The organism is Streptomyces sp. NPDC048506 (genome assembly GCF_040651315.1).
Taxonomy (GTDB): domain Bacteria; phylum Actinomycetota; class Actinomycetes; order Streptomycetales; family Streptomycetaceae; genus Streptomyces.
In genome coordinates this window covers 224183-243006 of sequence record NZ_JBEZIX010000002.1, presented here as the reverse complement: position 1 = coordinate 243006, position 18824 = coordinate 224183, and the positions used below count along the sequence as shown (strand labels likewise).

The 18824-nt window shown below is 71.1% G+C and carries 18 protein-coding genes; 13 read left to right on the top strand and 5 right to left on the bottom strand.

The window, feature by feature from the left end:
- The first annotated feature begins 30 nt into the window (after window positions 1-30).
- Genes AB0C96_RS02505 through AB0C96_RS02485 form a run of 5 tightly spaced genes read left to right on the top strand, consistent with a single transcriptional unit; the run spans window position 31 to window position 4550 of the window.
- Entirely contained in the window at window positions 31-1185 is a 1155-nt protein-coding gene (locus AB0C96_RS02505; protein ID WP_362912842.1) for a glycosyltransferase, read from the top strand.
- Window positions 1182-1886, top strand: a complete 705-nt coding sequence (locus AB0C96_RS02500) for a hypothetical protein (RefSeq protein WP_362912840.1) — start codon at window positions 1182-1184, stop codon at window positions 1884-1886. The genes AB0C96_RS02505 and AB0C96_RS02500 overlap by 4 nt, the downstream gene beginning before the upstream one ends.
- Window positions 1883-3118 carry a hypothetical protein gene (locus AB0C96_RS02495; protein ID WP_362912838.1) on the top strand — a complete coding sequence of 412 codons (1236 nt, stop codon included), beginning with the start codon at window positions 1883-1885 and terminating at the stop codon, window positions 3116-3118. The genes AB0C96_RS02500 and AB0C96_RS02495 overlap by 4 nt, the downstream gene beginning before the upstream one ends.
- Complete coding sequence (locus AB0C96_RS02490; RefSeq protein ID WP_362912836.1) at window positions 3112-3987, top strand: glycosyltransferase family 2 protein; 876 nt, start codon at window positions 3112-3114, stop codon at window positions 3985-3987. Before AB0C96_RS02495 ends, AB0C96_RS02490 begins: the two co-directional genes overlap by 7 nt.
- A 38-nt stretch (window positions 3988-4025) precedes the next feature.
- Window positions 4026-4550 (top strand): ATP-binding protein, encoded by a 525-nt coding sequence (locus tag AB0C96_RS02485; RefSeq protein WP_362912834.1) that lies wholly within the window; start codon window positions 4026-4028, stop codon window positions 4548-4550.
- A 19-nt stretch (window positions 4551-4569) separates the two neighbouring features.
- On the opposite strand, the gene AB0C96_RS02480 is transcribed toward AB0C96_RS02485, so the two are convergent.
- From AB0C96_RS02480 to AB0C96_RS02465, 4 genes are all read right to left on the bottom strand, one after another.
- Window positions 4570-6264, bottom strand: coding sequence for a mobilization protein (locus tag AB0C96_RS02480; RefSeq protein WP_362912832.1), 1695 nt, complete (start codon window positions 6262-6264; stop codon window positions 4570-4572).
- A complete protein-coding gene (locus tag AB0C96_RS02475) occupies window positions 6254-6982 on the bottom strand; it encodes a hypothetical protein (RefSeq protein WP_362912830.1) in 729 nt (242 codons plus the stop codon). The genes AB0C96_RS02480 and AB0C96_RS02475 overlap by 11 nt, the downstream gene beginning before the upstream one ends.
- Window positions 6983-7169: 187 nt before the next feature.
- Window positions 7170-8357 (bottom strand): DUF3631 domain-containing protein, encoded by a 1188-nt coding sequence (locus AB0C96_RS02470; RefSeq protein WP_362912828.1) that lies wholly within the window; start codon window positions 8355-8357, stop codon window positions 7170-7172.
- A gap of 652 nt (window positions 8358-9009) precedes the next feature.
- The gene (locus AB0C96_RS02465) at window positions 9010-9240 is read right to left on the bottom strand and encodes a helix-turn-helix domain-containing protein (protein WP_362912826.1); all 231 of its coding nucleotides are present in this window, start codon (window positions 9238-9240) and stop codon (window positions 9010-9012) included.
- Between the two features lie 422 nt (window positions 9241-9662).
- Between AB0C96_RS02465 and AB0C96_RS02460 the strand changes: the two genes are divergently transcribed.
- Both AB0C96_RS02460 and AB0C96_RS02455 read left to right on the top strand, forming a co-directional pair.
- On the top strand, window positions 9663-9980 hold the full coding sequence (locus AB0C96_RS02460; RefSeq protein WP_362912824.1) for a helix-turn-helix transcriptional regulator: 318 nt from the start codon (window positions 9663-9665) through the stop codon (window positions 9978-9980).
- On the top strand, window positions 9973-11307 hold the full coding sequence (locus tag AB0C96_RS02455; protein WP_362912822.1) for a tyrosine-type recombinase/integrase: 1335 nt from the start codon (window positions 9973-9975) through the stop codon (window positions 11305-11307). Before AB0C96_RS02460 ends, AB0C96_RS02455 begins: the two co-directional genes overlap by 8 nt.
- A 93-nt stretch (window positions 11308-11400) precedes the next feature.
- Here the strand turns inward: AB0C96_RS02455 and AB0C96_RS02450 are convergent, their stop codons facing one another.
- Window positions 11401-11892: an ATP-binding protein gene (locus AB0C96_RS02450; protein ID WP_362912820.1), complete on the bottom strand. Its 492-nt coding sequence runs from the start codon at window positions 11890-11892 to the stop codon at window positions 11401-11403.
- A gap of 247 nt (window positions 11893-12139) precedes the next feature.
- Here AB0C96_RS02450 and AB0C96_RS02445 point away from each other — a divergent pair, with 247 nt between their 5' ends.
- From AB0C96_RS02445 to efeB, 6 genes are all read left to right on the top strand, one after another.
- Window positions 12140-12982: a hypothetical protein gene (locus AB0C96_RS02445; RefSeq protein WP_362912818.1), complete on the top strand. Its 843-nt coding sequence runs from the start codon at window positions 12140-12142 to the stop codon at window positions 12980-12982.
- A 122-nt stretch (window positions 12983-13104) separates the two neighbouring features.
- Complete coding sequence (locus AB0C96_RS02440) at window positions 13105-13869, top strand: YcnI family protein (protein ID WP_362912816.1); 765 nt, start codon at window positions 13105-13107, stop codon at window positions 13867-13869.
- A gap of 129 nt (window positions 13870-13998) precedes the next feature.
- Window positions 13999-14643 carry an SCO family protein gene (locus AB0C96_RS02435; protein ID WP_362912814.1) on the top strand — a complete coding sequence of 215 codons (645 nt, stop codon included), beginning with the start codon at window positions 13999-14001 and terminating at the stop codon, window positions 14641-14643.
- A complete protein-coding gene (locus AB0C96_RS02430; RefSeq protein WP_362912812.1) occupies window positions 14640-15092 on the top strand; it encodes a copper chaperone PCu(A)C in 453 nt (150 codons plus the stop codon). The genes AB0C96_RS02435 and AB0C96_RS02430 overlap by 4 nt, the downstream gene beginning before the upstream one ends.
- Window positions 15093-15200: 108 nt before the next feature.
- A complete protein-coding gene (locus tag AB0C96_RS02425) occupies window positions 15201-17396 on the top strand; it encodes a copper resistance protein CopC (protein WP_362912810.1) in 2196 nt (731 codons plus the stop codon).
- Window positions 17396-18697 carry an iron uptake transporter deferrochelatase/peroxidase subunit gene (gene efeB / locus AB0C96_RS02420; protein WP_362912808.1) on the top strand — a complete coding sequence of 434 codons (1302 nt, stop codon included), beginning with the start codon at window positions 17396-17398 and terminating at the stop codon, window positions 18695-18697. Before AB0C96_RS02425 ends, efeB begins: the two co-directional genes overlap by 1 nt.
- Window positions 18698-18824: the final 127 nt, after the last annotated feature.

Below are 18824 nucleotides of genomic sequence, written 5' to 3'. Positions count from 1 at the left end.
GCTCCGGGCAGACGAGGGAGGCGAAGCATCATGCGCGTGCTGTACCTGCTCAACATCTCCAACCCCGACCGGCTTTCGGCCGACTCGGGATGGATCTTCGCGGACCTGCTCGCCCCGGCTCTGGCGGACGCCGGGGCTGAGGTGACGGTAGCGGCCCCGGCTGCAGCTGGGGATGTCCGTTGCGGCTTCCACCGCACGAAGGTCCCGGGTACGAAGTACCGGGCCCGTTTCTCCACGGACATCGACGAATTGGTGGCACTGATCCGGGCCGAGAGGCCCGACGTGGTGGTGGCCAATCAGATCGAGGAGGCCCCGGCCATCCGCACGGCCCTGCTGGAGGCCGGCTCGGACGCGTTGCTGGCCGGTTACTGCCACTACCTGCCGTTCTCCTTCACCGGCGGTGGTCAGCTCTTGCTCGACCCTTCCCTGAACGACGCGGGGCTGGGGCGGCCCGTGCTGCTGGCGTTCGCTGCCGGGCTGGCCGCCTGCGACCGGGTAATGGTCCACTCCTCCACGGCCGCCTCGTGGGTGTCGGCCGCCGCCGTCCGCACGACCGTTGACCTCGACGAGAAGCTGCGGGTCGTGCCCGCCCCACGCGATGAACGCCTGGTCCGCGACCCCGCCACCGCCCCGCCCGCGTCCGGCGATGGGGCGATCGGCATCTACAACCACCGGCTGTACGCGCACTACGGCACCGACCAATTCGTGAACCTGGCCCGTGGTCTGGCCGCCTCCACCGTTCGGCTGCGGGTCATGGACCTCTTCGGCAAGCGCCGCGCCGAGCGCACGGGGCTGGACGACAGCCCCGAGAAGATGCGCGACCAGCTCGCGGCCATGCCGCACGTCGAGATCGTCTCCGACCGAGGCGATCGCGTCCGCTACAAGAACCTTCTGGCCGGCGCCCGCTTCGGCATCGCTCCGTTCCGCCCCGGCTGCCCCTGGTCCATGAGCGTGATCGACTGCGAGGGCATGGGCCTACCGGTCATCTCCCCGCGCCTGGGCTGGCTCGCCGAGCACATCGATCCCGAACTGTGCTTCGCCACCCCGGAGGAGGCGGTCGCCCTGGCCGAGCGGCTGGCAACGGACGACGAGTTCCATGCCCTGCATGCCAAGCGCGCCTACGCCTCTACCGCCGACTTCGCGCCCGCTCTGGTCGCCGACCGCTACCTGGAGGCCCTGTCGTGACTGACTTCGACGCGGTCTTCCTCTCGTACGACGAGCCGATGGCCACTTCCCTCCACGCCCGCGTGCAACGGACGCTCGGTGGCACGGTCAAGCGCCTGCACGGCGTGCACGGAATGCGCCGGGCCTACCGGCTGTGCGCCGAGGTCGTCGACCGCGAGCAGTTCTTCCTCGCCGATGGCGACTTCGGCATCGACACGGCCTTCGACCCGGCCGCCGTGGAGCCGCTGGACGAGGGCGTGTCCATGCGGGTGTGGCGCGCGGTCAACCCGGTCAACGGACTGTCCTACGGCTACGGCGGGCTGAAGTTGATCCGCCGCAGTGCCCTGCGCGCGATGGGTGAGGCCGTGGACGTACTCGCCGCTCTGCCCGGCAGCATCGAGTTTGCCGACCGGACCGCAGGCATCACGCGGTTCAACCAAAGTCCCTTCCACGCTTGGAAGGCAGGCTTCCGCGAGTGCGCGATGCTCGCCCGCGGCAGCGAGTACGGGATGGCCGACGACGACGCCCGCCACCGCGTGAAGGCATGGGTCACGAGCCGGGATGGTGAGTTCGCCACGTACGCCGCCGCCGGGGCCCGTGAGGGAGTCGCCTTCGCCCGTGAGGCCGCCCGCGACCCGCAGCAGTTCGACCATCTCAACGACCCCTCGTGGCTGCGGCACCGGTTCACCGCCGCCCATGGGGACGGGGTGGTCTCCGGATGACCTGCCCTCTCGTGCTCATCGAGCCGTATGCCGACCGCCTGGGCGGGCACCACCAGCGCACGCTGGTGGCACTCGCCCAGGCCCGGCCCGGCAGCCTGGTCATCGCCCCGAACGGGATCGCCCGCGAGGCGGCCACGGCCCTGGGCGAGGCCGGCGCCCAGCTGGTGACCGCTCCGGCCGGGCGCCTGGCGGGGGTCCTGCTCGGCGCCTCCCGCCTGGCGTCAAGGCTCTCCAAGGCCGGGCAGTGGGTCTTCCGCTCGCGCCGCTGGCACCGGAGCGTGCGACGGCTGCCCCACCAGATCACCCTGATCGCCCGCTGCCTGACCGAGGCAGCCGCCCTGCGGACCACTCGCCGCCTAGAACCCGACAGTGAGGCGGTGGTGCTCCTCACGGCGAGCGAGGCCCTCCACGGGGCCGCCACCCTCCTCGGCGGCCAGCCGCACCTGCGGTTCGTCCACGAACAGGTCACCACCGAGGGCGGCGTGGTGCGTCTGCTCGGCCGACTCGCCCGTCGAGGCGAGCAACGGGTGATCGCGGTGTACCCGACGCAGGCCGTAGGTGATCAGTTCGCTGTGGCCTTCCCCGAGCTGCCTGCGGTGGTGCGGGCCTTCGCGGTCGACGACGGCCGCCGCCTGACCGACGCCGAACGCGAGGGCGGCCGGACGGCCTTCGGTATTCCTGCCGTCGAAGCCGTGGTGTGCCTGGTGGGCGGCTGGTGGCCGTACAAGGACATCGACGTTATCGACGCCGCCCTCGCCCGCCTGAAGGAACCGCTGCACCTGGTGGTCGCGGGCACGCCGCTCGACGAATCCGTACTGGCTCGGTGGAGAACCTTGCCCCGTCTCCACCTGCACGCTGTGCCCGGCCCTATCGCGGAGAACGTGCTGCGGCTGGTCTACGGCGCCGCCGACGCCGCCCTGGTCACCCGGCATCCCGGCGTCGGCAAGGAATCCGGGCTCGTGATGGACGTCGCCCGCCTCGGCGTCCCTCTGATCGTCTCCGACCACGATCCCGCCCTCACTGCCTGCCTCCGTGGTCATCCCTGGGCCCAGACCTTCCCCGTCGGCGACCCCGACGGCCTCGCTGACGCCCTGCATACCGTCGTCCGCCAGCCGCCCGAGCGGCCAGGCCCCGAGGCTCCCGGCCTGCTGGGCATGCGGACCGCCGCAGAGCAAGCGGACTTCCTCACCCGATCCTTCACCTCATTGCGGGCCAAGGAGTCACGATGCTGAGCACGCCTCCCGCCCTGATCGCAGTCGTCGGCCCGGTCGAACCTCCGCTGCTGGCCGCCTGGGTCCGCCACTACCGGTGGCTGGGCATCGAGCGGTTCCTGATCGCCTTCCACTTCCCCGAGCACGTCCCCGACCAGCGGCAACACGAACTCCAGGCCGCCAGCCGCGAGCTGGGCGTCATCCCCACCAGCACCAGCACGGGCCCGTGGCACGAGCACACCAACACCCAGATCCGCGACGCTCTCCGCCAGGCGGCCGGGCCCGGCTGGCACCTGCTCGCCGATGCTGACGAGTTCCAGCAGTACCCCGCCCCACTCACCGAGGTCATCGCCCAGGCCGAGACGTCCGGGCACCGTGTCGTGGGTGGGCTGATGCTCGACCGCGTCGCTGCGAGCGGACACCTGACTGGCTGGAGGCCCGAAGGCGGACTCGACTTCGCCTATCCCCTCGGCGGCCACCTCACCCACCGGCTCCTGCACGGCGACCCCAGAAAGATCGTCCTCGCCCGCCACGACGTCACCGTGGCCTCCGGCAACCACCGGGCCCCCGGCGACCGGCCCGATGCGGACCGCATCTGCGCCGTGCACCACTTCAAGTGGCGCTCGGGCGTCCTGGATGACCTCCGGCGCAGGGTCCAGCACTTCTCGTCCGGCACCTGGCAGGAACAGACCCCGGCCGTCAGAGACGAGGCCAGCCGCCTCTTGTCCCACGTCGGCCAGCACAACGGCGTGATCAACATCAGCGATCCTCGGTTCGCCTTCCGCCGGGTGCACCCGGACCGGATGCCGTTCAGCTGGCCCAGCGAGGCCCGCAGCATCTACACGACCTGGCGACCCTACGCACACACCGGCCAGGATCAGAGACAATGACCACGCTCGCGCAGGCTCGTCGCGGAAGGGATGACCACGTGCCCCTCGCCGTTCTCTTGGCCGGCATCACCGGCTCTGGGAAGACCACCGTCGCCCAGGCCCTGGCCGATCACGACTACGTCCGGCTGTCCGTGGACGAGGAGGTGCACCGCCTCCACGGCCGGTACGGCGTGGACTACCCCGAGCACACCTACTTCGAGCGCGAACGTCCCGTCGTCGAGGCGACCCGGGAGCGCTTCATCAAGGAGATCGAGGCCGGGCACGACGTCATCCTCGACCACGGGCTGTGGCGTCGTAGCGAACGTGACGCCTGGAGGCAGGCCGCCCGCGAAGCGGGCGGCCACCCCCTCGTGGTCTACCTCCCCGCCGACAAGGAGGAACTGCTCCGGCGCCTCGCCGAGCGCAATCAGCGCGAAGATGCCAATGCCCTCACCGTGACCCCGGAAGCCCTCGACGACTTCTTCGCCCGCTTCGATCCCCCGGACGACGACGAAGAGGTGATCGTCTACACCGGAGATCCGGGCCAGCTCGTGATGGCACTTTCCTCTGCCAGGCCGAGCTGAAGTATCACGGCCGTGATCGCTATCGACTTCGACGGCGATCCGCAGGCCGTTCGCTCATCGCTGCGGTTGCGGGCTGCGATACGGGCGCGGTGGGCGCGGTGTGGCGGGTGCTGCTGGCGCGGGCTGCCTGTGCGCGCCTGTTCGGCTGGGCCATGATGCGCCAGTTGAGGACTTCGGCGGGCCGCTCGGCGGTGTCGAGTTCTCGGCGGGCGGCCACTTCGGCCAGGAGGTGGCGGGGGCGGTGGCCGGCGGTCTCGGCGCGGGCGAGTGTTGTGGTCAGGGCGGGCCAGGCGGGGTCGGTGAGGATGCGGTCGGCGTGGTCGGGGATGGCTGTCCGCACGTCGGCCTCGAATCGCCGGGTTGTGGCAGGGCGGGGTGCGCGGCGGGTGAGGTCCGCCAGGACGGGCTCGGCCGCCTGGCGGTAGCTGGCCTGCAGGTGGCGGACGGCTTGTTCGGCTGCCGCTGCCTGCTGTTCGTGGCCACGCTGTGCGTGCCAGTGGGCGGCGGCGCGGGCCAGGTGGAGGGCGGCGAAGACGAGGGCGATGGCGAGTCCGCCCGGAATGCTGGAGGCATAGGTGAGTTCCTTGGCGGCTTGGCGCAGGTCGGTGGCGGCCTGGTGGTCGGCCCGGATCGCTGAGCGGCGGGCCCGGTTGAACGCCTGGGCCGCTGCTTGCAGTTCGGCCTGGTGGGGGCCGGGTGTGGCGCGGGCCAGGTTGTGCAGGGTGTCGCCGAAGGCTTCTAGGTGGCCCTGGGCCACGGCGTCGTCGCCCGCATCGAGGACGGTGCCAGCGACGTGTACGGCGGATTCGGTGCGGCGCCACGAGTCGGTCGGGTCCACCACCTGCTGGGGGCGGTCGGCCACCTCCTGGGTGGTGAGGCGTTCGGTCAGACGGTTGTAGGAGAGATCTGGCGCGAGGCTTGAGCCGCCGTACCAGACAGGCCCGCCTTGGGCGTTGGTGTCACCGGGGGCGGCCAGGCTGTAGCCGGTCACCTCACCGGTCTCGGGGCCGATGCGCGGCTTGACCTGGATACCGAGCGAGCTCAGCACGGTGAAGTAGTCGTCGACGCTGTGTACGGCTGCGGCGACCGCGTATGCCTGCTCGCGCAGCCACTCCCGCGCGGTCACCTCCTGGCCCTGGCGGTCGGCCTTGGCGCGCTCCGCGCCGGTGGGTGTGCGGGGTGCGGTGAGGTCGCCGGACTTCAGGCGGCGCAGCCCGAACTCGGCCTCGATCTTTCGGCATTCCTTCTGGGCCCGCCATCCGTCGCGGTTGGTGCGGGGGCGGCGGCCGTCGGCGCGGACGGTGGTGGCGAGGATGTGGATGTGGTCGTCGGCATGGCGGACCGCGATCCACCGGCACGCCTCGTCGTCATCTTCGGGGGCGATTCCGGTGGCGGCCACGACGCGGCGGGCGACCTCGGCCCACTCGGCATCGGTCAGGTAGCGGTCGCCGGGAGCGATGCGGACCGGGCAGTGCCACACGTGCTTCGGCGGCTTCTTGCCTCCCAGTTCGCGCGTGCGCAGGTCGACATGGTGGTCGAGGCGCTTGGCGAGCTGGGTGTAGGTGGCGGTGGGGTCGCGGCCGGGGTCGGGGGCGCCAGCCATGTCCCAGGCGGCGACGATGTGGGGGTCAGTGTGCTCGTCCCGACGACCGGGGCCGAAGAGGTAGACAATCAGTCCACGGGTGTCGGAGCCGGTGGAGACGTCAGGCACCATGGCCGGCTCCTTCCGCCAGGAGCTGGTCCATCAGTCCGTAACTGGCCTCGGCGGCCTGCTCGATGCGGTCGAGGACAGCCTCGGTGCGCTCGGGTATCGCGCCGGAGTGGATGGCGCCCATGATCTGGTTGAGGTTGGTGCCGATCCGGTTCAGCGCTTTGGTGTGCGCCTCGATGGCTTCCACCAGCGGGCGGATCGGATCGTCCTCCGGGCTGCCGACCATGTTCGTCTTGCCGAGCGCGACCGCGAGGGCGGCGTCGCCGACGAACCCGGCGAAGGTCTGGCCGCGCTGCTTGGCTGCGTCATCGATGATCTGTACGGCGGTCGGGGTGAAGCGGATGGTCTTGTCCCGGTCGCGTTTTTCGGTGGTGCGCTTGCGGTTCATCCGCGCGGGCAGACTCGGGGCGTCGGGCTCACGCCACGATGGCTGCTCGACGGGCGTTCGGCCATCGGCGAGCGGTTCAGTGTGCGGGGCGGCGGGGTGCTCGGTGCTGTCGGCGCGGGGCGCGGCGTTGGGCTGGGCCTTCCCCTCCTCCGGCTCGGGTGCCCGCTGGCGCCCGGCCTCCTCTTCCTCCGCCACCCCTGGGGCGGGGGCAAGCGCGGACGAAGCCTCGTTAGAGGCTCGTTCGCTCCAGCTTGCTGCTGTTCGTCGGGCCAGGCCGAACCATCCCCTGCGGCGGGGAGCGGGGTGGCCGTCGTCGGTGTCAGTGTCATGCATGGTGGTGCTCCGGTGGTATGTGGGCGGGACTTCGTCACGTCCGTCGCATCCGTTGCAGGGCTGGTCAGAGCAGGTACGGACCCGAGTGCTGGTACGGAGAAGTCCGTCCCAGTGAGGACGTCCGTCCCCGCGCTGACCTGCGCGGGGACGGACGCGACGGATTGATACGGACCCAGGGAAGGCCGGGTTAGCGGGTGCGCTTGGGGCCCGGGGTACCGCCAGGGGGGCCGATGGGCAGCGACCCCGTCGGGGCGGCGGGCGGCAGCCGGTGGGCCGGGCGGGCGGGCGCGCCCCCTTGTACGGGATCAGGCGACGCTGTCTCGACGAGGTCGGGGCAGTGACGAGCCCACGCATCCAGGAACCGATTGCGCATGTACGCCTTGGCCTGCCTGCCCTTGTCGAACCGGTAGTTGGCCGGGCCGATGCCAAAGTCCCGCAGCAAGTTCCCCAGGTGGTAGGCATTCAGGCCCTTGGTGCCGTACTCCGCCCACGGGGCATCAGCGTCCTGAATCAGGGCGGCGACCAGATCCTGGGTCGGCAGGGCCTCGGGATTGCCCTCCTTCTCGAAGATGCGGTGGATGTCGCGCAGCAGCCGCGTCTTCAAGCTGGTCTGCTCGTCCTGGGCCGCTTCGTGCCGGGTCATGGTCAGGCAGGCGGCGCGGGCACTCGCGGGCCACTGGCCGCCGGCGAGGTCGGCGATGATGACCAGCGGCTCCCAGGTGTCCGCAGCCCGGTCCTCGACCGGCATCGGCGGCACCATGCGCGCAGCCGTACTCCGCAGCGGTCCCAGCCAGGCGGCCAGCCGGTCGCGCAGCGCGTTGAGTTCGGGCACCGCGTACCGCGAGCGGAAGGGGGCGACCTTCTCACCAGGCTTGCGCTTCTGCATGCGCAGCACGACGGCCCGGTCCGTGATCGTGTCCGGGAGGTCGCCGATCCCGGCGATCGCGGCCATGGCGAAGGTCGGGTACGGGGTGGGCTTGTGCTCCGGTCCGGAGATGCGCCAGGCGGGCCGGTTGCGCTGGTGCCCGGCGTTCAGCAGGCCGCGCAGGATCTCACTGTCGCCACTCGCCTTAGGCCCGAAGATGGTGTCGGCCTCATCCACCAGCAAAGTGGGCGGGTTCTTACCGATGATGCGGAAGATGACAGCCGGGGAGGTGTTCACCGTCATCATCGGCTGGTGCACGGTCTCGTGCAGCACGTCCAGAACCCGGGACTTGCCACAGCCCTTCGTCGGGCTCATCACCGCCAGGCGGGGCGCGTGCTGCAGAACGGTCTGGATGTGGGAGGCCGCCACCCACAGGGTGACAGCAATCAGCGCCTCCTCGCTGGGCAGCACCACGTACTTGCCGATCGCCGCCCGCAACTCATCCAACATTTGTGCACCCTCACCGGAACCCAGTTTCGCGTGGTCTCCCGGCCCCTTGGGAGCCTGGGGACCGGTACCCTGATCCGGTCCCCGTGAGTCGACGGGACCGGTCCCGGCCTGCTGGGCGGTCTCCACGGGACCGTCGGTCCCCAGCGACCGGAGGGGACCGCGATCACGGCCCCCATTGCGGTCCCCTGGTGCAACGCCCGTGTCTTGGGGACCAGTCCCCGTTTTCACGCCGCTGGCCTGCACGTTTCCAGGGGGTGTGGATATCGGGACCGTGGCTTGTGGCGACCTGGGAACAGGGACATCGTGGGGACGGTCCCCATCCGGCGCGTCAGCGGGGCGCTGGTCCCCGCGCGCTTCCACGCCCGACGATTGTTCCGCGGTCCTCGCGGCAGGGGACCGTGTGTCCGCCTGGTCCGCGCGGCGATAGGGGATGCCCTGGCCGGGGACGGCGGCCGTGGGCCAGACGGATTTGGAGGATGTGTTCGTGGTGGTGGGGGACGTAGAGTCCTCCATAGACGTTCCTCTCTGGCAAGGGGCAGGACGGGCTAGGTCCCGCCCCTTGCAGGCTCGTTCGTTCAGGGATGGGTGCTGTGCAGGGGAATCTCCGGCCCTCGGCGTTGGCGCGCCGAGGGCCGCATCGCTTTCGCGCAGGTCAGGCCGTGAGGTCGTACGCGGACTGGGCGGTGAGCCACTCGTCCACCTCCAGCCAGCGGTAGCGCAGGTGGCGGCCGACCTTCAGGACGTTGGGGCCGATGCGGCGGTGGCGCCACTGGTAGAGGGTCTTCACCGGCACGCCGAGGTAGGCCGCGACCTCCTCCGGCGTGGCCAGCGGCGCACGGCCCGCACCACCGGCATCGGCTGCGGGGCGGGGGTTTCGAGGCATGGGGCTCCTTCACAGGAATGGCGGGATGGACAAGACAGCCACAGGTTGTCTGCGGCGTCCAGCGGCATTGTGCGGAAATTCCACGGCCGCACCAAACGGCACTTCGCCGAGTGGGACCAAAACCGTAGACCCGAATCCCCGGTTGCCGAAATCACGCCGGAAAGCGAGAGGCTCTGCCCGGTTTCTTCCCGGATCATCTCCACGCCACGGGGCATGCCAGCCGACGCCGAAGCACCAGGCCAGAACCACCACGATCCCCCAGACCAGAGGCCATCAGACGCCTCCCCGATTTCGCAGCGCGGGACCATATCATGGAAATCCGGCTTCACCGAACCGTCCGAATAACTGGCGCCAACAAGTTTTCCAGGTTGCTTGAGCAACCCCTTGCCATGGCCGGTCTTTTCGAGTTACAGCTATCCGTCATGGCTACTCGACCAATTGAAATAGGCCCCGCCGGAATCCGAACCGCGCGCAATATCGAGCGCCTACGCCTCGCGCGCGGCTTCTCCCAGCAGCAGCTCGCCGAGCGCTGCACCGCCCTCGGGCGCCCGCTGACCAACACCGCCCTCAGCCGCACCGAACGCTCCCGACGCCGCTGCGACGTAGACGACCTCGTCACCATCGCCACCGCCCTCGGCGTGCCGCCAGCTGCCTTGCTGCCCTCGTGGACAGCCCACGGCGCCGTCTCTCACTCCACGGCCCGGACCCTCAACCGCATACAGGGGGCCCTCCTTGGCTGAGGTGTACGACCGATGGCACAAGACCTTCCCAAAGGAAGGCGACGACGAGTGCCCGGAGCACAAGGGCAAGGTCCCCACGGCCGACCACGGCAAGGGCAAGCGCTGGCAGCTGCGCTACCGAGATCCGCTCGGCAAGCAGCGCAAGGAGAACTACGACCGCAAGGTCGACGCCGAGGCGGCTGCGGCAGCCGTCGACAACGACCTGCGCCAGGGCAAGTACGTCGACCCCACAGCGGCGAAGAAGACGCTCAAGACGTACGCCCGCGAGTGGCTCGACGACGCGACCGCTGGCATCGGCACGGTGGACGCGTACAAGGGCATCGTCCGCAACCACATCGAACCGCACCTGGGCCACCTGGAGCTGCGCGCCCTCAACCGCCCTTCGCTCGTCCAGAGTTGGGTGAAGAAACTTCAGGGCGCGGGCCTTGAGGCGTCCACCATCGGCCTGGTCAACTCCGTGCTCTCCGCCATGCTGGACGCCGCCGTCGAGGACGGGCTGCTGCCCAAGAATCCATGCAAGTCCAGCTCGGTCAAGCTACCCAGCAAGCCGAAGCGGAAGATCATCCCGTGGAGCCTGGACCGCGTGCACGCGGTCAACGCCGCACTGCCCCACCGCTTCCAGTGCGGCGGCAAGCTGGCTTTCGGCTGCGGCCTGCGCCAGGGCGAGGTCTTCGGCTTCGACGAGGATGCGCTCGACTTCGACCGCGGTGTGGTCCACATCAACCAGCAGATCAAGCTGGTCCGTTCGACGATGGTGTTCGCCCCGCCCAAGGGCAACCGCCTCCGCACTGTGCCGATGGCCGACCAGCTCGCTGCCGCGATCAAGACCCATATGAAGGAGTACCCACCGGTCCTCGTGACGCTGCCGTGGATCGAACCCGACGGTGAGCCGCGCACGTACCGGCTGATCTTCACCGACGAGCAGGGGCGTGCCTACCACCGCAGCGTCTTCAACCAATACATCTGGAAGGGCGCCCTCGCAGAGGTGGGAGTCATCCCGCCTCGCGAGAAGGGCTCGCCGCGCTACGCGGCAGCCCCCGACGACGGCATGCACGCCTACCGCCACGCCTATGCGTCTGTCCTCCTCGACGCCGGCGAGAGCATCAAGGCGCTGTCCGAGTACCTCGGCCACTCGGACGCCGGCTTCACGCTGCGCACGTACACGCACCTGATGCCGAACAGCGAGTCGCGTACGCGGCGGGCGATGGATGCCGCGTTCACTCGGGCGGGCGCAGATGCCGCGACCGCAGCGCCCCCGCCCCCTGAGGGCACACCTCGCACGGCGACTTCCTCCGCCATGTGCCCTGCCTGTGCCCTGGCCGCCTGAATCCGGGCTGTGAGGGGCAGCCAAGAGAGCCCGGCTGTCATCTCCGGTGAGCGGGTTTCAGCAGGTCAAAGCCATGTGGCCGTAGCCGACCGGCTACGACGCCATCGGCAGCGCCGCGCCCTCCCGCCACTTGAGGATCTTGTCGAAGCTGACCACCGCGCCCGGACGGCCCGTGCGGTTGCGGTAGCGGACGTGGTCGGTGAGGGCCTCGATCAGAAAGAGCCCCCGGCCTTCCTCGGCAAACGCGGGAGCGCGCGCGGGGGTGGGCACGGGGGCCGGTGTGAGGGCGCGGTCCGCATCGGTATGGGGAGGGGCCGGGGGTGCCCCGCGGAAGCCGGGGCCGGAGTCCGTGACCTCGATGCGGCAGGTATCGCCGTCGATGAAGGCCGTGACGCGGTAGTCCTCGCTGGCCGCGTCGCCGCCGTGCTCGACGGCGTTCGCGCAGGCCTCGGAGAGGGCGACCGCCAGGTCGTAACAGATGTCCGGGTCGACGCCCGCCGTCTCCATCGTGCCCAACAACAGACGACGGGCGAGCGGCACGCTCGCAGCCTCACGCCGCAGATGGAGTGACCACCAGATGCTCATCGCTCCAGCCTCCTGGCCGCGGCTCGACATATCGTTACCTATTGCCGTGCCTCAAGGTCCGTAAGCATGTCCGGACCGTGATACCGCTCATTCGGCGGATGCGAAGACCAAGCGCATCGGTGTAAGCGAAGCGCTGCACATGCGCCGTCGCGCGCCCCACCGGCCGCCCTTGACACGGCGGGCGGCTCCCCTTGCGCACCGCCCTGCCGTGGGCCGCGGGTACCGGCAGTGGGATGATGGCGCGGCCATGTCTGCCCCGCCCGTCTCCACCGCACGCGCCGCCGCCGATCTGCGGCTGCTGAGGGCCGCGGTGTTCACCGCGGTCTGCGTCGTGCTGTCCGCGGCCGGGCACATGATCGCTTCCTGCGCGGCCGTCCCGCTGTGGACCCTGGGCGTCGCCGGCGTGGCGGTGTTCGCCGTCGCGGCTCCGCTGGCCGGACGGGAACGCTCACTGCCGGGGATCGCCACCGGACTCGCCCTCGGCCAGCTCGCGCTGCACTCCCTGTTCTCCTGGGGGCAGCAGCCGGCGTCGACGATGCCGATGCCCGGTATGGCGGGCAGCGGCGGCGGGTCCGGCAGGCTCTCCGACCAGGCCGTGGTCTCCCTCGCCCGGCACCTGACATGCGGGCTCGACGCAGGCCAGGTGGACGGCGCCCAGGCGCGGCACATCCTCGGCCTGGGCGGCTTCGACATGGCCTCCGCCGCCGGGGTCGCGGCACCGGCCGACACCCCGGCCGCCGCCGATCCGGCGGCGGTGCACTGCATGGTGCCGTCGCTGCCCATGCTGCTGGTGCACCTGCTGGCCGCGCTCGCCGTCGGCTGGCTGCTGCGCCGTGGCGAGGCGGCCCTGTGGCGGCTGGTCCGGCTGTCCGGCCCGGCGGCGTGCGAGATCGCGGTGGCGGCGGTGGTCGGTGCGGTGCGCGGGGCGCTCGCGCTGGTCCGCGCCCTGCTCGCGGGCCTGGCCACGGTGCACGACGAGGCGCTGCACGCCCCCGTTTCGTACGGGGATGACAAACCCGGCCCCAAGACCGTCGAGCTCCACCACAGTGTCATCAGGCGAGGGCCGCCCACCCTGGCCCTCGCGGCCTGACGTCACGCGAAGCACGCTCCCACAGGACAGGTACGGGCTCGCGCGCCGTCGCCGCACGCACGCCACCCCCACCGTCATCGGTGCTCACCAGTACCCCACTCCTTCCTGTGGAGCGTTTTCAGATGCCGAAGATCTCGAAGTCGTCGGAGAAGTCGTCCCAGTCCACCTCGCGCACCGTGCTGTCGCGGCTGCCGCTCGTGGGCGGTATCGCGGCCGGCAGCGTGCTGCTGCTCGCCGCCCCGGCCTTCGCCCACGTCAGCGTGCAGCCCGGCGAGGCCCCCAAGGGTGGCTGGGCGACCGTCAACTTCAAGGTGCCCAACGAACGGGACGACGCCTCGACGGTGAAGGTCGAGGTCACCCTGCCGACCGACCACCCGCTCGCGTCGGTCATGCCGCAGCCGGTGCCGGGCTGGAAGGTCTCGATCACCAAGGCCAAGCTCCCCAAGCCGATCGAGATGGAGGGCGAGAAGATCACCGAGGCGCCCTCGAAGATCACCTGGACCGCCGAGGACAAGGGCGTCGAGCCCGGCCAGTTCCAGCAGTTCCCGCTCTCCGTCGGCCAGCTGCCCGAGGACGCCGACCAGCTCGTCTTCAAGGCCCTCCAGACGTACAGCAACAAGGACGTCGTGCGCTGGATCGAGCCGACGAAGGAGGGCGCCCCGGAGCCGGAGAACCCGGCGCCGGTCCTCAAGCTCACCGCGGCCGAGGGCGACCACCACGGCGCCTCCGGCGCGGGCGCCGACGACAAGGGCGACGCCAAGACCACCGCGGCCGCGGAGACGTCCACCGGTGACACCACGGCGCGCGTCCTGGGCGCCGTCGGCATCGTCGTCGGCATCATCGGAATCGGCTTCGGCGTCTTCGCCGGCCGGCGCCGCAGCGCCTGACCACCGCAGGGCCGGCGCCCGACCGCGCCGGCCCGGCCCCCTCCCCCGGCACGCGGGCCGGACGACGGGACGCCCGTCCCGCCGAAAGGCCCCCGACCGGGACTTCCGCACACATGGGATATATCTGCAATGCGTAGAAGGACCCTGCTCGCATCCGCCCTCGCGACGGCCGCCGCCCTCAGCCTGACCGCCTGTGGCGGCGACGAGAGCAAGCCCACCGCCGTGGTCTCCGGAGGGACCGCGGCCAAGCCGATCGTCACCCTCGACAACCCGATGGAGAAGCCCGACCTGGTCCTCACGGACACCAGCGGCACCAAGTACGACCTGCTGGAGAAGACCAAGGGCCACCCGACGCTGATCTACTTCGGCTACACCAACTGCCCGGACGTCTGCCCGCTGACGATGGCCAACATCGCGGTCGCCGTGAAGCAGTTGCCGGCGGCCGAGCAGAAGGACCTGCGGGTCGTCTTCGTCACCTCCGACCCGGAGCGGGACACCCCGGCCGCCCTCAAGAAGTGGCTGGCCGGCATCAACAAGGACTTCGTCGGCCTGACCGGGAAGTTCGACACCATCCAGGCCGGTGCGCGCAGCGTCAACATCGGCATCGAGAAGCCGGTCAAGAAGAAGAACGGCGACGTGGTCTCGACCCATGGCGCGCAGGTCCTGCTGAGCTCCCCCAAGGACGACAAGATCCACTGGATGGGCATGCAGGAGGCCACCTCCGACAACTACACCACCGCACTTCCGAAGATCATCAAGGGACAGAACCCGTGAACCGCCGCACCACCCTCGCCGCCGCCCTCGCCCTCACCGCCGGACTCGCGCTCGCGGGCTGCAACGGGGACGCCGACGCCGCCCCACACCTCAAGGTCTCCGGCGCGTACATGCCGCAGCCGGTCACCCAGGACATGGCCGGCGCGTTCTTCACGATCAAGAACAGCGGCGGCGGCACCGACAAGCTCACCTCGGTCACCAGCAGCCTGTCCAAGGACATCTCGATCCACACGACGAACGGCTCCAAGATGGAGCAGGTCAACTCGCTGGCGATACCGGCGAACGGCGAGCTCCGGCTCGCCCGCGGCGGCAACCACCTGATGTTCATGGGCCTGAAGAACAAGCCGGTCGAGGGCGACAAGGTCACCATCGAGCTGCACTTCGCCACCGCCAAGCCGATCACGGTCGAGGTCCCGGTCAAGGCCGTCAACTACGAGCCGAAGAAGTAGCCGAGGACGCACAGGAACACACGGGGACATACGAGGGCATAGCGGGTATCCGGCGCGGCCGATGCCCGTCGGAGTGCCGACACCTACAGGAGTGAGGGGAGCGATCACATGGTCACCATCGGGCTTCGGCCCCGACGGTCCGCCGTGCTGCGCCTTCTGGTCGTCGTGGTGGCGCTGGCCGGCGCGCTGTTCGGCGCCGCCGCCCCGGCCTCGGCGCACGCCGCGCTGACCGGCAGCACGCCGACACAGGGCTCGGTGCTGGACCGGGCGCCCGAGCAGGTGTCGCTCTCCTTCTCCGAAGGCGTCGCGATGGGCGACGACTCCATCCGGGTCCTGGATCCCAAGGGCAAGCGGGTGGACCGCGGCAAGCTGCGCAACCTGTGCAGCGGCAGCACCGTCAAGTACGGCACGGGGCTGCCACCGGGGCTGCGCGACGGCACCTACACCGTCGCCTGGCAGGCGGTCTCCGCCGACAGCCACCCGGTCTCCGGCGCCTTCACCTTCTCGATCGGGGCGCCCTCCAAGACCGCCGCCCCGCTACCCCAACAGGAGGCCGGCGGCGGTCTGGTGGGCGTGCTGTACGGCATCGCCCGCTACCTGGCCTACGCCGGATTCGTGCTGCTGGCCGGCGGCTCCGCCTTCGTGGTGGCCTGCCGGCCGGCCGCGGCGCGCGTACGGTCCGTACAGCGGCTGGTCGTGCAGGGCTGGGCGGTGCTGACCGCCACCACCGTCGCGATGCTGCTGCTGCGCACCCCGTACACCGGGTCCGGCGAGCTGGCCGACGTCTTCGACCTCGGCGGGCTGCGGCAGGTCCTGATCACCAAGCCGGGGGCGGCGCTGGTCTCGCGACTGCTGCTGCTCGCCGCCGCCGCACTGTTCGTGGCCGTGCTCTTCGGCGCGTACGCGCGGGTGCAGCAGGCCGGTCACGGGGCGGGCGAGGGCGACGGCGAGGGCGAGGGATCCGACGCGCACGACGACGGGGGCGTCCATGAGGACGACCACGAGGGCGACCACGAGGGCGACGACGCGCACGACGACGGGGACGACGACGGGGACGACCGCACTCCGGTGGACCCCGACGAGCAGGCCCGGCGGCACAAGGACCTCACCCTGGGGCTCGGCATCGGCGGGCTGATCGTCGCCACCGGCCTCGCCGCGACCTGGGCGATGGCCGAACACGCCTCGACCGGGCTGCAACCGGCCGTCGCCATGCCGGTCGACGTGCTGCACCTGCTCGCGGTGGCCACGTGGCTGGGTGGGCTGGCGGCGTTGCTGGTGTCCCTGTACTGGGGGCCGCCGGTCGAGCGGACCGCGGTACGCCGGTTCTCGCGGCTCGCCTTCGGCTCGGTCGTGGTGCTGGTCGCCACCGGCGTCTATCAGTCCTGGCGGCAGGTCGGCAGCTGGCGCGCGCTGACCGACACCGCGTACGGACAGCTGCTGCTGCTCAAGGTGGGGCTGGTCGTGGTCCTGGTCGGCATCGCCTGGGTGTCGCGGCGGTGGACGAGGCGGCTGGGAGAGGCACCGGCACCGGAGAAGGAGATCGAGAGGGAGATCGAGAAGGAGGTCGAGAAGGAGGCCGAGAAGGAGGCCGAGAACGGGGAGGTTGAGAAGGAGGCCGAGAAGGCCACCGTGGGCGTCCCCGCCGCGGCTGCCGCCACCGACTCCCCGGACGCCCCGGACACCCCCCACGCCGACCGCCCCGACCCCACCCGCGCCGACCGCCCCGACCCCACCCGCGCCGCCCAACTTGCCCGTCAGCAGGCCGCGTTGCGCACCGCCCGCGTCAAGCGGCTGCGCGATGCGGACCCGGAGCGGCTGGGGCTGCGGCGGTCCGTCCTCGCCGAGGCATCGGTCGCGGTCGTCCTGTTGGTGGTGACCACGGTGCTGACCGCCACCGAGCCGGCCCGTACCGAAGAGGCGGTCAAGGCCGCCTCGGGCGGACAGTCCGTCGCGGCCAACCAGCCGCAGGTGCTGAGCATCCCGTTCGACACCGGTGGCCCGCACGGCAAGGGCACCGCCCGCCTCGACCTCGACCCCGGGCGCAGCGGCAACGCCAACGAGCTGCGGCTGCGGCTCTCCGACCCGTCCGGCAAGGCGATGGACGTGCCCGAGGTGAAGGTGTCCCTCACCCAGAAGGCCAAGAAGCTCGGGCCGCTCACGGTCGTCCCCCGGCACGTGAGCCGGGGACACTGGCGCGCGAGCGGCGTCCAACTGCCGGTGCCCGGACAGTGGCAGCTCTCGCTGCTGGTGCGGACCTCCGACATCGACCAGGTGACCGAGATCAAGAACGTGAAGATCGGCTGATGAGCAAGCGAACCGAGCAAGCCCCCGCCCCCCGGGCCGACGCTCCCACGGCGTCCGGCCCGCAGACCTCCATAGAGCTCTCCCGCCGCCGGCTGCTCGGCACCGTCGGCGCGGCGGGCGCGGCCGGGCTGGTCGTCGGCGGCGCCGGCGCCGCCATCGGCGTCTCCGCCACCGACGAGGGCGCCCCCAAGGCGCTGAGCACGGTCGGCGCGACCGAGGTGCCGTTCCGCCCGGCACCCGGCGGGCACCAGGCGGGGATCACCACTCCCCTTCAGGCGAACGGGCACCTCGTCGCCTTCGACCTGGTGCCGGGCGCGGACCGCAAGGCCGCCGCCACGCTGCTGCGGCGCTGGTCGCGGACCGCCGAGGAGCTGATGGCCGGGCGCGCCCCGGACGCCGACACCGGGGTCGCGCTCGACGCCGGCCCGTCCTCGTTGACCGTCACCTTCGGCCTCGGCCACAGCTTCTTCGACCGTACGGGCCTGGAGAAGCGGCGCCCCGTAGAGCTCGACCCGCTGCCCGACTTCTCCGCCGACGCGCTGGACCCCCGGCGCAGCAACGGCGACCTGTGGATCCAGATCGGCGCCGATGACGCGCTGGTGGCCTTCCACGCGCTGCGGGCGCTACAGAAGGACGCGGCCGGCAGCGCCCGGCTGCGCTGGCAGATGAACGGCTTCAACCGCACGCCGGGCGCCACCGCGCACCCGATGACGGCCCGCAACCTGATGGGCCAGGTCGACGGCACCAACAACCCCAAGCCGTCGGACGACGACTTCGACCAGCGGATCTTCGTGGGGCGGGACGCCGACCAGGCATGGATGCGGGGCGGCTCGTACGCCGTCGTACGGCGCATCCGGATGCTGCTCGACGACTGGGAGAAGCGTTCGCGGCACGAGCAGGAGCGGGTCATCGGGCGCCGCAAGGACGACGGTGCGCCGCTGACCGGAGGCTCCGAGACCACCCCGATGCGGCTGGACGCCACCGGCCCCGACGGGCTGCCGGTCATCCCGGCCAACGCGCACGCCCGGATCGCGGCGCCGGCGTCGAACCAGGGCGCGGCCCTGCTGCGCCGCCCGTTCTCCTACCACGACGGGTTCCGCGAGGACGGCGCCCCGGACGCCGGACTGCTCTTCGTCTGCTGGCAGGCCGACCCGCTGCGGGCCTTCACCCAGGTGCAGCGGAAGCTGGACCGCGGGGACGCGCTGTCGGCGTTCCTGCGGCACGAGGCGAGCGGGCTGTTCGCGGTCCCGCCGGCCGCGGAACCGGACGGCTACGTCGGTCAGCCGCTGCTGGAGGGGTAGACGTCCGGGGACGTAGACGTCCAGGGACGTAGACGTCCTGAGGCGTAGACGTCCTGGGGCCTGGCGGGGGTGGCGGCGCCTTATAGGGGCGTCGCGGGGCCCTAAGGGGGAGTCGAACGGATGCCGT

Coding starts and splice junctions, on each gene's coding strand:
- AB0C96_RS02505 (WP_362912842.1), top strand. CDS start 31: ATGCGCGTGCTGTACCTGCTCAACATCTCCAACCCCGACCGGCTTTCG.
- AB0C96_RS02495 (WP_362912838.1), top strand. CDS start 1,883: ATGACCTGCCCTCTCGTGCTCATCGAGCCGTATGCCGACCGCCTGGGC.
- AB0C96_RS02490 (WP_362912836.1), top strand. CDS start 3,112: ATGCTGAGCACGCCTCCCGCCCTGATCGCAGTCGTCGGCCCGGTCGAA.
- AB0C96_RS02480 (WP_362912832.1), bottom strand. CDS start 6,264: ATGGTGCCTGACGTCTCCACCGGCTCCGACACCCGTGGACTGATTGTC.
- AB0C96_RS02475 (WP_362912830.1), bottom strand. CDS start 6,982: ATGCATGACACTGACACCGACGACGGCCACCCCGCTCCCCGCCGCAGG.
- AB0C96_RS02470 (WP_362912828.1), bottom strand. CDS start 8,357: ATGTTGGATGAGTTGCGGGCGGCGATCGGCAAGTACGTGGTGCTGCCC.
- AB0C96_RS02465 (WP_362912826.1), bottom strand. CDS start 9,240: ATGCCTCGAAACCCCCGCCCCGCAGCCGATGCCGGTGGTGCGGGCCGT.
- AB0C96_RS02460 (WP_362912824.1), top strand. CDS start 9,663: ATGGCTACTCGACCAATTGAAATAGGCCCCGCCGGAATCCGAACCGCG.
- AB0C96_RS02450 (WP_362912820.1), bottom strand. CDS start 11,892: ATGAGCATCTGGTGGTCACTCCATCTGCGGCGTGAGGCTGCGAGCGTG.
- AB0C96_RS02445 (WP_362912818.1), top strand. CDS start 12,140: ATGTCTGCCCCGCCCGTCTCCACCGCACGCGCCGCCGCCGATCTGCGG.
- AB0C96_RS02440 (WP_362912816.1), top strand. CDS start 13,105: ATGCCGAAGATCTCGAAGTCGTCGGAGAAGTCGTCCCAGTCCACCTCG.
- AB0C96_RS02435 (WP_362912814.1), top strand. CDS start 13,999: ATGCGTAGAAGGACCCTGCTCGCATCCGCCCTCGCGACGGCCGCCGCC.
- AB0C96_RS02425 (WP_362912810.1), top strand. CDS start 15,201: ATGGTCACCATCGGGCTTCGGCCCCGACGGTCCGCCGTGCTGCGCCTT.
- efeB (WP_362912808.1), top strand. CDS start 17,396: ATGAGCAAGCGAACCGAGCAAGCCCCCGCCCCCCGGGCCGACGCTCCC.